Raw genomic sequence first — 14,647 nt, 5'->3', positions numbered from 1 at the left:
GTGTCAACAATAACTATAGATAAAATGTAATAACCTTTCAGCTTGACCACATTATATAGTTACATTTGATAAAATTTCATTTTTCGATTTTTCGGTATCTGGTATATAACATTTCATAAGTCGGCAGTTTCCTTCAAAAGAATATTCTCCTATAGATGCAGGCATAAAAATACTATCGCCTTTTTTAATATTTTCTACACCTGAATTATAGATTATACTGCCAGAACCTTCTACGCATACATAAATATAATATCTTTCAGGATCACTCTTGTTTTCATATTTTGTAGCTACATCAATTAGTTCGATAGCATATTCCTTATTAACATAGCAGTATGTTCTTGTATAACCATCATATTTTATAGAAATGTGATTAGGTTTAAAGCATTTTTCATTAGGATTTAGTACATCAAAGGATTTTTCAATATCTAGTGCTCGACCTCTGTTATAATCATAAAATCTATAAGTTGTATCGCCGTTTTCTCCAATTTCAACCGCTAAAACACCTTTGCCTAGAGCGTGTAAAAGTCCTGTTTTTATTACAGTAATATCTCCTTTTTTAACAGGTACCTTAACTATATAATCTTCAAGAGTTCCATTTAGTACAGCTTCTTTTAATACGTTTACATCGGTTGTTGTTGTTCCAGCGATTATATACGCATCTTCCTCTGCGTCCATTATATACCATGTTTCGTTTTTGCCATTATCATTTTCATGAAGACTTGCATATTCTTGATAAGGATGAACCTGTATTGAAAGATTTTGCGCTGCATCTAATATAGCAGCTCTTAATATTTGAGTTTTGTCTAGTTTAGTGCCTATTAGTCTTTCTCCATTTTGCTCTATTGCTTCACTCAGTTTCATTCCGCTAAAAGCTCCATTAGAAATAACAGTATCAGCATTTCTATGAGCACTTAATTCCCAACTGATTCCAACATTATTTAAACTTTCGTCATTTTTTAATTCTTTTATTTTGTCTCCTGACCATATTTTTTCAATATATATAGGCTTAAATTTTAATGGATACAACTTAAACTACCTCCTTTATTTCAGTAATTGCCTTAAATTTATTCATTTTCTAATAGCCTAAAGGGGACGAATCAAAATATTTTGAGACATCCCCTAGAACTAATATATTTAGAATAGACCTATTAGTACTCCAACTATACTTAAAACTAAGAATATTCCCATTAATTTTAGTGGACTCATATTCTTCTTTTGAAGTGATTTCCATGATACTAGAACTAAAATCAATGGAAGCAATTTAGGAAACATATTGTCGATTATTTCTTGGAATTTTATAACGGTATCTCCATTTTGGTAAATAGCAGCAATGTTAAGATTAACAAAGTTAGCGGCAATACCACCCATTACAACAATACCAAGTATAGTAAATGCTTCTGTAATTTTTTTAGCCTTATTTCCCATGATTAGGTTAACAGCATCAAGACCCATATCGTAACCTTTCATATAAAGGAAATAAGAAGATAACAAACAAATAGGGAACCAAGTTAATGTATAGAATAAAGGTCCTAATATACTGCCGTTGGCTGCTAGTCCCATACCTATACTAAGTAGAAGTGGAACTGTTATACCTTGTATAAGAACATCTCCAACACCTGCAATAGGTCCCATAAGACCAACTTTTATACCTTCGATTAATCCATCATCAACGGGTTGTTCATTGGCTTTTGCTTCTTCAAGACCTGCAACTATACCATTTACAACTGATCCTAATTGTGGTTCAGTGTTATAGAATACAGTGTGTCTTCTAAGTGCTTTACCTTTTTCTTCATCAGTATCATATAATCTATTTATTATTGGTAACATAGATTGTCCGAAAGAAGTTCCTTCAAGTCGTTCGAAACTTATTGCTGAAAGGTTGAATAAAATCCATGACCACCAGCTTTTACGAAGATCTTTTTTTGTCAGCTTTTTCTTAAAGTTATCGTTTTTAGCCATTATAATACCTCCTCATCATCGTCATAATCTTGGGTAACATTTCCTCCTGATGAAGCTACAGCTGGTGTAGGATTATTTGAGTATTTATAATGCATAACTGCAATAGCTGCACCTACTATAGTAAGAGCAATCATGTTTAATTTTAAGAAGACTACACATACAAAACCTACAAGGAAGTAAACTACTAAAGTTCGTTCCTTCATTATTTGACTTAAAAGTAAACCAATACCTACAGCTGGAAGGATTCCGCCTAATGTGCCCATAATTTGCATTAGTGATTGAGGAATTGCATTTAAAAAGTTTTCTGCATATTGTGCTCCGAAATATACTGCTAAAAATGTTGGTATAAATCTTAGAGCGAATGTAGTTATTTGAGGATATAAAGCGTTTGCACGCCAAAAACCTTTAAGATCGTTTTTCTCTGCATATTTATCAGCAAGATGATTCCAAAAAGTATTAACGGTTTCAATAAGATTAAATAATGTTACTCCTAGTAAACCAATAGTTGCTGCTAAAGCAACTGCAACATCAGCATCAGCACCAGAAAGCATTGCGATAGCGATTGCGGGGTAAGCTACGAATGTGATATCTGCTGAAGCTACACCTCCAGGAACGATAAGAGATAAATATAATGCTTGTACAGCAGAACCAATTATAATACCTGTTTTAACATCTCCTAATATAATTCCGACTATAGTACCAGATATTAAAGGTCTGCTTAAGTAATAAAATCCGCCTGTTGTACCTAAGAACCAAGGAACTCCAAGACTTGCAAGATAACAAATTATACCTAATAAAATCGATTGTAGTAACATGTTTTGCCTCCTCTTATTATAAATTTAATAAATTCTTTAGTTTAACTGTAAGTTTTTAAGTTTACTTCACCTCCTTTTACTAAAGTTAAATTCATCAAACAGCTGAATGAATTATTTATAATAGTTATTTCTTATTTCTTTCCAAGCAAAGCCTTTTTTATCTGGAGTAAGCTTAAATGTAATGTTGATTCCGCTATTGTGAAGAACTTCACATGCATCCATTTCTTCTTTTGTAAGTGATTGATTAGGTCCTATAGAAGTAGTATCAGGTCTAAAACTAGATGGTCCATAAATCAGCTCTTTTCCAAATTCTACTCCGTTTTGAACTAGGTTACTAAGCTCTATTGGTGATTTAGTTATTAAAAAGTAATTTTTTTTGCTTCTTTTTGCTTCATCAATTTTTAACAATGCTTTCTCAAATGTAAAAATATGAACTTTTATATTTGAAGGAGCAGCATTCTTGTATACTTGACCCAATTCTTTGTTTTTTGCTAGATAGTCATTTACAACTAAGATTCCATCACATGGATTTATACGTGTCCATTGAGTTAATACTTGTCCATGTATTATTCTGTCATCAACTCTAACTAATGTAATTGCCATATTATTACCTCCTAAAATTATAATTCGTCGTCCTCATCAGAACTATTATTTGTATTTTCATATAAAGCTATACTAGTGCTTCCGATATCTAAAAGAATTTTTGAAAGTTCATCAAGTGAATAGTTATTTCTTTGAAATAGTATTTCTAAAAGAGTAGGTAAATTAATACCACTTGCAATCTTTATATCAAAATCATAATCGTTAGTTTGTGATAAAATTACACTTGTGTTATAAGGTGTACCAGATTGTAAATCTGTTAATATAAAAACTCCATCTTTTGAGGAAACCTTTTCAACAGCTGTTTTTAAATCCTTAGTAAATTTGTCTATACCACCATTAGTAGTTAAAGATGCAATTTCTAAAGCTTCAGGTTCACCAAGTATCATTTTGATTGCATCCATAAAACCGTTTGCCAATTTTCCATGAGTTGCTAATACAATTCCTATCATAAATGTTCCTCCTTAAATGTAATCTGATGTCGATATGTAAATACATATTAAATTGAAAATAAATAAATTCGGGCTTAGATAGTAAAATTCATCTAATTCCAATTTAATTATAGCATATTTAAAAATAATGTCAATATTAATAAGCGTTTTTTTATTACATAGACATAACATAGTAAAAAAATCTTTTAAAATGATATAACATATGTTATAATACAATTGAACTGTACAGAGGTTCAATAAATATATAATTGAATATCAAACATATGATATACCATATAATTCAATCATATGTAATGCCATATATAGTATTTTGAGTAATTTAACACTGATTATTTATATAATGTTGAATAATATTTTATATATTTTGTCTATCTACAATAGAACATATATCGAGAAGGAGGAGTTGTATGCAAAATTATGATAAATACCCTGAGGTAAAAATTAAAGGATTTGATAATGAGGCTTTTGAAGGATATAATCATATTATTGAAAGAGTAAAAGAAGATATAATAGGAAAAGAAAAAGCTGTAGTCGTTATTGATTTTTATCATGGAGTCAGTGAAGATGAAGTTTTGAAAGGTTTTGACTTGCTTAATCCTGTAATGAAAGTAAAAGCGGATGATTGTGCTTATGATGGTGAGAAACTTACTGAGATGATGCAGGAATATTTAACTGATGATAGAGTGTTTGGAATTATTAATACAAAAAAACTACAAGATTATTTTGTTAAAGAAAAAATTGAGAAAGCAGCAGAAAAAATTTCTAGCGTAGAAAAAGGCATTGTTCTTGTTTATGGAGTAGGTGCAGGGCTTATAACTTTAGGAGATGTTTATATTTATGCTGACCTTGCTCGTTGGGAAATTCAAAAAAGGTATAGAAATGGTATGCCAAATTGGAAGCAGAATAATTATGATGAAGATCTAAAAAGAAAATATAAGAGAGGTTTCTTTATTGAATGGCGTATTGCTGACAGACACAAAAAATGTTTATATGAAAAAATGGATTATGTTTTGGATACAAATGTAAAAGATAATCCTAAGATGATAACTGGAAATGCTTTTAGAGAAGGATTGAAACAAACTGCAGAGAGACCATTTAGAGTTGTTCCATATTTTGACCCAGGTGTTTGGGGTGGACAATGGATGAAAGAAGTATGTGGACTTGATAAAACTAAGAAAAATTTTGCTTGGAGTTTTGATGGAGTTCCTGAAGAGAACAGCTTGTATTTAAAATATGGAAATGTAAGAGTAGAAGTACCTTCTATTAATGTTGTTCTTTATCAACCTGTAGAGCTCCTTGGAGATAAGGTTCATGCGAGATTTGGTGCTGAGTTTCCAATTAGATTTGATTTTCTAGATACTATGGGAGGACAAAATCTTTCGCTTCAGGTTCACCCAATTACGGAATATATCCAAGAGAATTTTGGTATGCATTATACTCAAGATGAAAGCTACTATATTCTTGATTGCAAAGAAGATGCTAATGTTTATCTTGGTGTAAAAGAAGGAATTAATAAAGATGATATGATTAATGATTTAAAAAGAGCTGAAAAAGGAGAAATATCTTTTCCTGACGAAAAATATATAAACAAAATTCCAGCTAAAAAGCATGATCATTTTTTAATACCAGCAGGTACAATTCACTGTTCTGGCAACAATTGCATGGTATTAGAGATTAGTGCAACTCCATATATATTTACTTTTAAATTATGGGATTGGGATAGAGTAGGATTAGATGGTATTCCTAGACCTATACACATTGAACATGGTAAAAATGTAATACAGTGGGATAGAACTGCAAGTTGGGTTAATAAGAATTTAGTAAATAGAGTTGAGGAAATAAGTAAAACTGATGGATGTCTAGAAGAAAGAACAGGGCTTCATGAAAGAGAATTTATAGAAACAAGGAGACACTGGTTTACTGATACAGTACATCATAATACCAATGGGAGTGTAAATGTTCTTAACCTAGTTGAAGGTGATGAAGCTGTAATCGAAAGTCCAACAGGACAGTTTGAACCTTTTATAGTGCATTATGCAGAAACTTTTATTATACCAGAGTGTATTAAAGAATATACTATTAAACCTTATGGAAAATCTCAGGGAAAGAAAATCTGTACTATAAAAGCATATATTAGATAAATAAATAGGAGGTATTATATGCAAATTAATAGAGGTAAAGAGTACGAACCTTTATATGTACAGCTAAAAGAAAAGATAAAAGAAGATATTAAGAGCGGAAAATATAAAATCGGTGATTTAATACCAACGGAGTTAGAATTTCAAAAGAAATATAATATTAGCAGAATTACTGCAAGACAGGCTATTAATGGTCTTGCAAAAGAAGGTTATGTTAAAAGAGTTAAGGGGAAAGGAACATTGGTACAATCGCCGATAATTGAAGAACCACTTACGAGAATTAAGAGTTTTACAAATGAAATGAAAGACAGAGGAATAAAAGCATCTACAAAATGGGCTGAAATTACAATAACAAAAGCTTTTGATGATATACCTGAGAAACTTAAAGTAGAAAAGGGTGAAGAAATTTACAGAGTAAGACGTATTAGATGTGCAGATGGAGAGCCTATAGTATTATTTGATACTTATTTCAAAATGGATCTCAAGCTAGAGTTAAACAATGATTTGTACTATGGATCATTATATGAATTTCTAGATGATGTAAAAGGAATAAAAATAAAAAAAGTAAAGCAACACATTGGAGCATCAATAGCTGACGAACATTTAAGTGAATATCTTGATATTGAGAAAGGAAACCCTGTACTTACAATAAAACGTCAGTCTTTTGATAAAAATGAATCGATAATAGAGTATACAAAGGGTTTTTATATTGCAAATAGATATGAATATTATATCGAATTTTAAGAAGGGATGATATTTATGTACAAATCTATAATAACAGATCAAATAAGTATGGACTTTGAAGAAGCATTAGAAACTGCCAAAAGACATGATTATAAATCAATAGAAATTCATTCTTTATGGGGAAAAACTGTTGAGGATCTTACAGGGCAAGAAGTTTTAAAAGTGCGAGAACTTTTGAAAACATATGATATGAAGGTGTCTTGTTTAAGTTCTACGATATTTTTTATGTGCCCGTTATATGACTATTATGCTCTTGATAGTTTTAATCAAAAATTTCTAACGCTTAATGGTGGTTTAGAAAAACATTTAGAAGGGCTTAAAAGAGCAGCGGAGATTTCTCAGAAGCTAGAGACTCCGTTTATTAGGATATTTCCTTTTAGATTTCCTTCGAATAAGAAAGCTGTATGCGAAGATGATTTAAAATTAGTTACTGAAAATATAAACAATGCTGTTAGAATAGCAGAAAATCTTGATGTAGTTCTTGTATTAGAAAATTGCCCTCATTCTCATATGCCAAAAGGAATTATGACTAAAAAAGTTATAGATAATATAAATAGTACAAATCTAAAGTTATTATGGGACAGTGGTAACAGTTATAGAGCACCGATTGATATTTTATCTGATGAATATGCACAGGTATCCCCTTATGATGAGTTAGATTTAATATTACCAGCTATAAAGCATGTACATCTTAAAGACTATAAATGTGTTAATAATGGTGATGCTAGTACATATAATCATATTACTTTTGGAGAAGGTTCAATGGATTATGAAAAGATATTAAGAAAGCTTTATATTAGCAAATACAATAATGCAGTGAGCCTTGAGTCTGAAGTAAATTATGAAGATACAGTGCAAAGTATGACGAATCTAAAAAAACTACAAAATAAAATAGAAAGTGGGGAGTAATACTATGAATAATTTTTCAAAATTATTTGATCATACAAATTTAAAACCTTTTGCCAGTGAGGCTGACATGAGAAAATTATGCGAGGAAGCAATTGAGTTTAATTTTAAAACTGTAGCAATTAATAATGCAAATATTGAAAGATGTAGCGAGTTTCTTAAAGGTACAGATGTACTAGTTGATGCAGCTGTAAGTTTTCCACTTGGACAGTGTACTCTTGATACAAAGCTATTCGAAACAAGAGATGCAATAATAAAAGGAGCTGGAGAAGTAGACTATGTTATAAATATAGCAGAGCTTAAAATGGGAAACTACAGTTATATTGAAAAAGAAATGAAAGAAATAGTTAAGATTTGTAGAGAATTTAACGTTACAAGTAAGGTTATCTTTGAAAATTGCTATCTTACAAATGAAGAGAAAATAGTATTATGTAAAATAGCCAATGAAGTAAAACCGAATTTTATAAAAACTTCAACAGGGTTTGGAACATCTGGTGCTACCATAGAAGATGTTAAGTTGATGAGAGAAAATACAATTGAAGAAATAAAAATAAAAGCAGCAGGCGGTGTAAGAACACTAGATATGGTACAAAAATTTGTACAAGCTGGCGCGTCAAGAATAGGTACAAGTGCAGCTGTTAAAATTATGGAAGAATATAATAAATAAATGATTAGAAAAAACACATTAATGAATTAATAAATAGACCTCTTAAGTTAACAGAAACTATTATGTTTACTTAAGAGGTTTCTGTTTTTAAAGGAGTAATGAACTATAATACTCGCAAAGATTTAATAATAAAATAGCTAGGGTAAGCCTTTGAGAGAAGTAATGAATTACTTGATTTATAAAAACAGTTTGTTGTTTATTATAAGGAGTTGTATAGATTAGAAAAATTGCTTTAAAACTAAATTTTGTACAAATTTACAAAAATCATCAGAAAAAAAATCATCCATGTAGATACATCCTCAATTTATGCTATTCTTATTAGAGTAAAAACTTCATTTTGATTAGAGTATATTGCTTGTGGACATAATATAGAAAAAGTATTTGGTGGTGAAGCTATGACTAAGAGAGATATAATTAGAACATTAAATCATATAGGACTTTTACTTGAGATTAAAGGAGAGAGTTTTTTTAAATCTAAAGCGTATTATGATGCAGCTAGGAAGATAGAATTAATGCAGGAAGATATTTTTGAACTTGTAAAGGAAGGAAAATTAGGTCACATCAAAGGGTTTGGAAAAGCTTTGACAGAAAAAATAGGTGAGCTAGTCAATACTGGAAAACTAAAATATTATGAAGATTTACAAAGTTCGATTCCTGAAGGTTTAATACAAATGTTGAAAATTCCAGGTATTGGTGCTAAAAAGATAAAAATACTTTATGATAAATTAGGAATAAGTACAATACAAGAATTAAAGCAAGCATGTTTAGAAGATAAGCTTTTGATAATAACAGGGTTTAGCAAAAAAGGTCAAGAAAAAATATTAGAGGGAATTATAGTTATAGAGAAATATGCCGACAAATTTCATTTTCCTGTAGGAGATATTATTGCACAGGAAATAATTAAATCATTTGAAGATGTCAGCTATATAAAAAGATATGCAGTAGCAGGGAGTCTAAGAAGAAAGAAGGAAATTATCAAAGATATAGATATATTAGTGAGTAGTGATGAACCAGATAAAGTGATGGATATTTTTACATCTCATTATTATGTAGTTGAGGTTACTAGTAAAGGAAATACAAAATCAAGCGTTATACTTCAAAATGGATTGAGAGCTGATTTGAGAGTAGTAACAGATAAGCAATATCCATATGCATTACACCATTTTACAGGGAGTAAAGAGCATAATACAGCTCTTAGACACTTAGCAAAACAAAAGGGATTAAAAATAAATGAATACGGCATATTTTCTGATGAAAAACTAATTGAATGTAAAGATGAAAATGATATATTCAAAGTTTTTGGTATGGATTTTATACAACCTGAGATAAGAGAAAATAATGGAGAATTACAAGCAGCTATTGAAGGAAAATTACCTAAGCTTATAGAGAGTAAAGATATTAAAGGACTTGTTCATGTTCATACTAATTATAGTGATGGTAGTGCAACAATAAAGGATTTGGCACGAGAATGTATCAAAAGGGGTTATAAATATTTAGGTATTACAGATCATAGTAAATCAGCTATTTATGCAGGAGGCTTAAAGAAAGACGATATAATTAAACAGCATAATGAAATAGATCAATTAAACAAAAAATATTTAAGTTTTCAAATACTTAAAGGCACTGAAGCTGATATTCTTGCTGATGGCAGCATAGATTATTCAGATGAAGTTCTAAAAACTTTTGATTTTGTTATTGCTTCAATACATTCCTCATTCAAAATGGATGAGAAAAAAATGACAAAGAGAATTATAAAAGCAATTGAAAACAAATATGTTAAAATATTAGGACATCCTACAGGAAGGCTTCTATTATCAAGAGAGCCTTATAATATAAATATAGATGAAATTGTAAAAGCCTGTGTAAAAAACAATGTAATTATAGAGATAAATTCAAATCCTTATAGGCTAGATTTAGATTGGAGATATATAAAAGCTGCTAAAGAGAAAGGAGCCAAGTTTGTAATCTCACCAGATGCTCATAGCATAAAAGATCTAGACTATGTTAGATATGGGATAAATGTAGCTCGGAAGGGGTGGCTTGAAAAAAGCGATGTAGCTAATGCTAGTGAAGATTTAAGTTTATATTTTAAATAAATATATATTAAAAAATGGTTAGTTATTGATATAAGTTTAACAAAATAATTTACGTAAGATGACTATATTTTCTTTTTAGTTTTATGAAAACGAATTAGAACTTATAAAACTTATTATAGAATTAAACAAAACTGAGTTTAAATTACTCAGTTTTATTTTAATTAAGCAGAAAACTAAATCTGTGATTTAATGTGAATTGCTTAACCCAAGAAACAGAGTGGAGTAATTTTCATTTTTAAACTAGTTTTTAAATCATTACGCAATAATATAAAAGCAATTATTACCTAGATATTTTATGGAAAATAGTAAATATTATCAAAGCTATTTACAAAAAATAAAAATGTAAACGTATTCCCAAATATTGTTTAAATTTTCTTGCTATATTACTTGCAATATTCAGAAAATTAAAGTATAATAGCAAAAATAGACACATTTTATAAAACAATCAAATAAAATGTCGAATTATAGATTAATTTTTGCTTTATATTTTCAAAATATTCGCAACAATTACAAAAAAGTAATAATTTCGAATTTGATGTGATTGTTTTATAAAAAATTTTTTTAGGAATAATAAATATATACTAAAAAGTTGGAAAGGAGAATTATATGAGTAAAAGAGGTCAATGGGGATCACGTATGGGATTTATTTTAGCAGCTATAGGATCGGCAATTGGACTAGGTAATATATGGAGATTTCCATATGTAGCAGCTAGTAATGGAGGTGGAGCATTTTTAATTCCTTATTTATTTGCATTATTAACAGCTGGTATTCCAATATTAATTTTAGAGTTTTCGCTTGGACATAAGGTCAGAACATCAACGCCAGGGATATTTGGCAAGATAAAGAGACCTTTTGAAGCTTTAGGATGGTTTCAAACAATGATATCTTTTGGAATTATGGTTTATTATGTTGCTATAATTGGTTGGTCAATGAATTATTTTGTTTATGCATTTACAAGTAAATGGGGAATAGAAACTAAAGATTTTTTCTTTAATAAGTTCTTACAAGTATCTGAAGGACCATTTACATTAGGAGGTTTAAATAAAGTAACTTTAATTACTCTAGTACTAGCTTGGTTAATAAACTACATTATTTTAAGGGGTGGAGTAAAAGCTGGTATTGAAAAAGCTAATAAGATTTTTATGCCATTACTAATAATATGTTTGATAACAGTTATGGTAAGAGGAGTTACATTAGAGGGTGCGGCACAAGGTTTAGATTATTTTTTCAAACCTGATTTCAGCAAGTTACTAGACCTAAAGGTATGGATTGCTGCATATGGACAAATTTTCTACTCGCTTAGTATTTGTTTTGGAATTATGATGACATATTCAAGTTATTTACCTGATGATACAGATATAGTGAATAATGCGTTCATAACAGGTTTAGGAAACTGTTCATTTAGTATCATGTCAGGTATAGCAGTATTTTCTGTTTTAGGATATATGGCTGCTCAACAAGGAGTTAGCGTATCCGAGGTTGCCACTGGAGGTATAGGGCTTGCGTTTATTGTATTTCCTAAGGCTATAAATGCTTTACCAGGCTTCAATGGAATCTTTGGCGCAATATTCTTCTTATGTTTGATATTTGCAGGTTTAAGTTCAAGTATGTCTATTATGGAAGTTGTAGTATCTGGTACAGCAGATAAATTCAATGCTTCTCGTACAAAGGTATTAACAATTGCTACAGTTATAGGTTTCGTTATATCTTTAATATTTGTTTCAGGAGCAGGAATTTATATACTAGACATTGTAGACCACTTTATAAATACTTATTGTATTGCAATATCGGGTTTAATTGAGTTATTAGTTCTTACATGGTATTTTAATATTGAAGGAACTCGTAAATATGCAAATAAGTTGTCAGATTTTACTGTAGGTACTTGGTGGAATAAGACACTTATATATATGACACCTATATTATTGAGCATGATGTTCTTATTTAACACTTACATTGATTTTACTAAAGGTTATGAAGGATATCCTATAAAAGCTTTATTAGTAATTGGTGGAGGAACTGTAGTAATTATATCGATTGCAGCATTAATAATTGCAAATATAAATGGTAGTAAAGAATACCAGAGAATGATTTCAGAAGGAGTTGATATATAATGAGTACAAGTGCAATTGTATTTGGTGTTATAGCTGTCGGTCTTCTTTGGGGTGGATTTGCAGTTTGTTTAGGAATAGCTATAAGAGGTCAGAAAAAATAGTTCTAAAGTTATTGAAATGTAGAAAGCATAGATTTGGCAGGTACTAATACAACGGATATGTCTTATAGATTATCTAGTACCGTGCTTGTTTTGGTACCAATCCTTATTAATCTTTTGATATAAAAATCTCTCTATCGTGGATAGAGGGATTTTGTCGTAATAAGAATAATGATAATAAACTAGTAGTTGAATTAACATGAACGCAACACCAATACAAGAACATATTGTGCAAATGGCATAAGTTCTAATTGCAACAGTCATAATCATTAATGCATAATCAAGCTTCATTTTAACTTGTTTTTCTTTTTTTGATAATGCTTATGTTTAGAACTAGAATGTAGACAATTCGTTATCTTTAAAAAAATTTAGTGTGTGAAGTAACTCGGTGAGTCATTTTTAAAGTATGTTAAAAAAGAAATTTGAAGCTAATCAAAAATAAGCTTTTAATCAATGATTAAGAGTTTTTTTATTTGCAAACAAAATATTTATTTTAAAAATAGTAAATTTAATTTTAAAAAATAGTTTAACTAAAGTAATTATGAAATAGTAATTTTATTTACATTTAGTTAATATATATAAATAATAGAAGGATGTGAATATAATAATCTTGAATTAAGATACTAATAAACTTAAACATAAATGAAGAGAGGTAGAAAAATGTATTTTTTAGAAGATGCCATATTACCTCCAGGCGAAAAAGTACGCAGGATACGAAGTTATTTAGGCTTAAAGCAGTATGAAATCACTGGAGGAAAGGTTACTAGAAATTTGATAAGCTATATTGAAAACGGAAAAACAAAGCTAGTTAAAAATACAGCGAAAATAATAGTGGACAGTATGAATGATTGGGCTGTTAAAAAAAACATTAAATTAGACTTAGATGTAGATTATTTAATGAGAAATGAATTTATTCAGGCTGAAAAGTTATTGGATAAGCATATATCGAATTTAAGGGATTATGCTAATTCAAAAGACAAGAGATTTGATAGTGAATGTGAAATCATAAATGATATATTAAAAGATTGGGATATAGTAGATAAAAAAGCTGAATTTAATGAAGTAATAGGAGATTATTATTATTGTAGAAGTGATTATGAGATGAGTCATATACACTATTTAGAAGCGTTGGAAATGAACATAACAACCTCAAATCATCTAAAAACAGCGTTACTATATCAAAAATTAGCTAGATGTTCATTATGGGTTAAAAACTATCATGAAGTAATAAATTTAAATAATCATATTTTGTTTATATTAGATAATAAAGAAATAACAGACTATGATATAGAAAAAAGCGTTTTTTTTAATAATGCTTTGGCTTACAATGGGTTAGGTGTATATGATGCAGCAATAGCATCAATAAACAACTTAGAAAAAAGAGAACATTTTGGATTGACTAATGTACAAAAGCTTGAGTTATTAATTCTAAAAGGAAATTGTTATTTTAAAAAATATGAATATCTCAAAGCAAAAGATATTTATATGGAAATTGTTGATTTAGCGTCTAGTTGTGATGAGCTAGGATATGTCGCAGTTGCATACATGAATTTAAGTGAACTCTTTTTTATAATAGGTGAAAAAGAAAAATCAGTAGAATATATAAACAATAGCTTGAGAATTAGATTAGACACAAATTATGATTATCTTGAAGAAATATATTTAGCATTAGGTAAGAGATATTTAGATATAGAAAACTATGAATTATCAGAAAATAGCTTAATCAAAGCATTAGAAGAAGCTAAGAAAAAATTGAAATTATCATTAGTAATTGATATATATAATCAGTTATTAAATTGCTATATACATACTAAGGATAATAAAAATATCAACGAATTATTAGAAGAAATAAAATTAATAATTAAAAACAATAGAAAAATAGAGAATATTGAAAAAATAAAGGATATTTTGCTTAAGGTTAGTTTTTATTATACTGATAAAGATATATTAAAAACAGTAGAAGTACTAAAAATAAGTTTAATGATAATTAGTTGATACACAAAAACAATTATTAATATAACTGGGAATAATATATTGTGAATTTAATAAGTGACAAATCA

The 14,647-nt window shown here is 29.1% G+C and carries 13 protein-coding genes; 8 read left to right on the top strand and 5 right to left on the bottom strand.

Annotated features, from left to right (window positions below):
• Nucleotides 1–51 precede the first annotated feature (51 nt).
• The 5 genes from AYC61_RS09485 to AYC61_RS09465 form a co-directional block, all read right to left on the bottom strand.
• Complete coding sequence (locus tag AYC61_RS09485) at nt 52–1,026, bottom strand: type I phosphomannose isomerase catalytic subunit (protein WP_066500619.1); 975 nt, start codon at nt 1,024–1,026, stop codon at nt 52–54.
• 108 nt (nt 1,027–1,134) lie between these two features.
• Nucleotides 1,135–1,959, bottom strand: coding sequence for a PTS system mannose/fructose/sorbose family transporter subunit IID (locus AYC61_RS09480; protein ID WP_066500616.1), 825 nt, complete (start codon nt 1,957–1,959; stop codon nt 1,135–1,137).
• Nucleotides 1,959–2,774, bottom strand: a complete 816-nt coding sequence (locus tag AYC61_RS09475) for a PTS mannose/fructose/sorbose/N-acetylgalactosamine transporter subunit IIC (protein WP_066500615.1) — start codon at nt 2,772–2,774, stop codon at nt 1,959–1,961. The genes AYC61_RS09480 and AYC61_RS09475 overlap by 1 nt, the downstream gene beginning before the upstream one ends.
• A 111-nt stretch (nt 2,775–2,885) precedes the next feature.
• The gene (locus tag AYC61_RS09470; RefSeq protein ID WP_066500614.1) at nt 2,886–3,377 is read right to left on the bottom strand and encodes a PTS sugar transporter subunit IIB; all 492 of its coding nucleotides are present in this window, start codon (nt 3,375–3,377) and stop codon (nt 2,886–2,888) included.
• A 17-nt stretch (nt 3,378–3,394) separates the two neighbouring features.
• Nucleotides 3,395–3,826, bottom strand: coding sequence for a PTS sugar transporter subunit IIA (locus AYC61_RS09465; RefSeq protein WP_066500610.1), 432 nt, complete (start codon nt 3,824–3,826; stop codon nt 3,395–3,397).
• Between the two features lie 407 nt (nt 3,827–4,233).
• Here AYC61_RS09465 and AYC61_RS09460 point away from each other — a divergent pair, with 407 nt between their 5' ends.
• From AYC61_RS09460 to AYC61_RS09430, 8 genes are all read left to right on the top strand, one after another.
• A complete protein-coding gene (locus AYC61_RS09460; protein WP_066500609.1) occupies nt 4,234–5,967 on the top strand; it encodes a class I mannose-6-phosphate isomerase in 1,734 nt (577 codons plus the stop codon).
• A gap of 18 nt (nt 5,968–5,985) precedes the next feature.
• A complete protein-coding gene (locus tag AYC61_RS09455) occupies nt 5,986–6,708 on the top strand; it encodes a GntR family transcriptional regulator (RefSeq protein ID WP_066500607.1) in 723 nt (240 codons plus the stop codon).
• A gap of 15 nt (nt 6,709–6,723) precedes the next feature.
• Entirely contained in the window at nt 6,724–7,617 is an 894-nt protein-coding gene (locus AYC61_RS09450) for a sugar phosphate isomerase/epimerase family protein (RefSeq protein WP_066500604.1), read from the top strand.
• Nucleotides 7,618–7,621: 4 nt separating this feature from the next.
• A complete protein-coding gene (gene deoC / locus AYC61_RS09445; RefSeq protein ID WP_066500601.1) occupies nt 7,622–8,281 on the top strand; it encodes a deoxyribose-phosphate aldolase in 660 nt (219 codons plus the stop codon).
• A 395-nt stretch (nt 8,282–8,676) separates the two neighbouring features.
• Nucleotides 8,677–10,377 carry a DNA polymerase/3'-5' exonuclease PolX gene (gene polX, locus AYC61_RS09440; RefSeq protein ID WP_066500600.1) on the top strand — a complete coding sequence of 567 codons (1,701 nt, stop codon included), beginning with the start codon at nt 8,677–8,679 and terminating at the stop codon, nt 10,375–10,377.
• Nucleotides 10,378–10,983: 606 nt separating this feature from the next.
• On the top strand, nt 10,984–12,489 hold the full coding sequence (locus tag AYC61_RS09435) for a sodium-dependent transporter (RefSeq protein WP_066500599.1): 1,506 nt from the start codon (nt 10,984–10,986) through the stop codon (nt 12,487–12,489).
• Complete coding sequence (locus tag AYC61_RS21235; RefSeq protein WP_156456416.1) at nt 12,489–12,590, top strand: MetS family NSS transporter small subunit; 102 nt, start codon at nt 12,489–12,491, stop codon at nt 12,588–12,590. The genes AYC61_RS09435 and AYC61_RS21235 overlap by 1 nt, the downstream gene beginning before the upstream one ends.
• Nucleotides 12,591–13,247: 657 nt before the next feature.
• On the top strand, nt 13,248–14,582 hold the full coding sequence (locus AYC61_RS09430) for a tetratricopeptide repeat protein (RefSeq protein ID WP_066500597.1): 1,335 nt from the start codon (nt 13,248–13,250) through the stop codon (nt 14,580–14,582).
• Nucleotides 14,583–14,647: the final 65 nt, after the last annotated feature.

This window comes from Abyssisolibacter fermentans (assembly GCF_001559865.1).
Taxonomy (GTDB): domain Bacteria; phylum Bacillota; class Clostridia; order Tissierellales; family MCWD3; genus Abyssisolibacter; species Abyssisolibacter fermentans.
The sequence above is the reverse complement of the archived record's forward strand: the minus strand, read 5'-3'. Positions and strand labels throughout refer to the sequence as shown.

Coding starts and splice junctions, on each gene's coding strand:
- AYC61_RS09435 (WP_066500599.1), top strand. CDS start 10,984: ATGAGTAAAAGAGGTCAATGGGGATCACGTATGGGATTTATTTTAGCA.
- AYC61_RS09450 (WP_066500604.1), top strand. CDS start 6,724: ATGTACAAATCTATAATAACAGATCAAATAAGTATGGACTTTGAAGAA.
- AYC61_RS09475 (WP_066500615.1), bottom strand. CDS start 2,774: ATGTTACTACAATCGATTTTATTAGGTATAATTTGTTATCTTGCAAGT.
- AYC61_RS09430 (WP_066500597.1), top strand. CDS start 13,248: ATGTATTTTTTAGAAGATGCCATATTACCTCCAGGCGAAAAAGTACGC.
- AYC61_RS09470 (WP_066500614.1), bottom strand. CDS start 3,377: ATGGCAATTACATTAGTTAGAGTTGATGACAGAATAATACATGGACAA.
- deoC (WP_066500601.1), top strand. CDS start 7,622: ATGAATAATTTTTCAAAATTATTTGATCATACAAATTTAAAACCTTTT.
- AYC61_RS09465 (WP_066500610.1), bottom strand. CDS start 3,826: ATGATAGGAATTGTATTAGCAACTCATGGAAAATTGGCAAACGGTTTT.
- AYC61_RS21235 (WP_156456416.1), top strand. CDS start 12,489: ATGAGTACAAGTGCAATTGTATTTGGTGTTATAGCTGTCGGTCTTCTT.
- AYC61_RS09455 (WP_066500607.1), top strand. CDS start 5,986: ATGCAAATTAATAGAGGTAAAGAGTACGAACCTTTATATGTACAGCTA.
- AYC61_RS09480 (WP_066500616.1), bottom strand. CDS start 1,959: ATGGCTAAAAACGATAACTTTAAGAAAAAGCTGACAAAAAAAGATCTT.
- polX (WP_066500600.1), top strand. CDS start 8,677: ATGACTAAGAGAGATATAATTAGAACATTAAATCATATAGGACTTTTA.
- AYC61_RS09460 (WP_066500609.1), top strand. CDS start 4,234: ATGCAAAATTATGATAAATACCCTGAGGTAAAAATTAAAGGATTTGAT.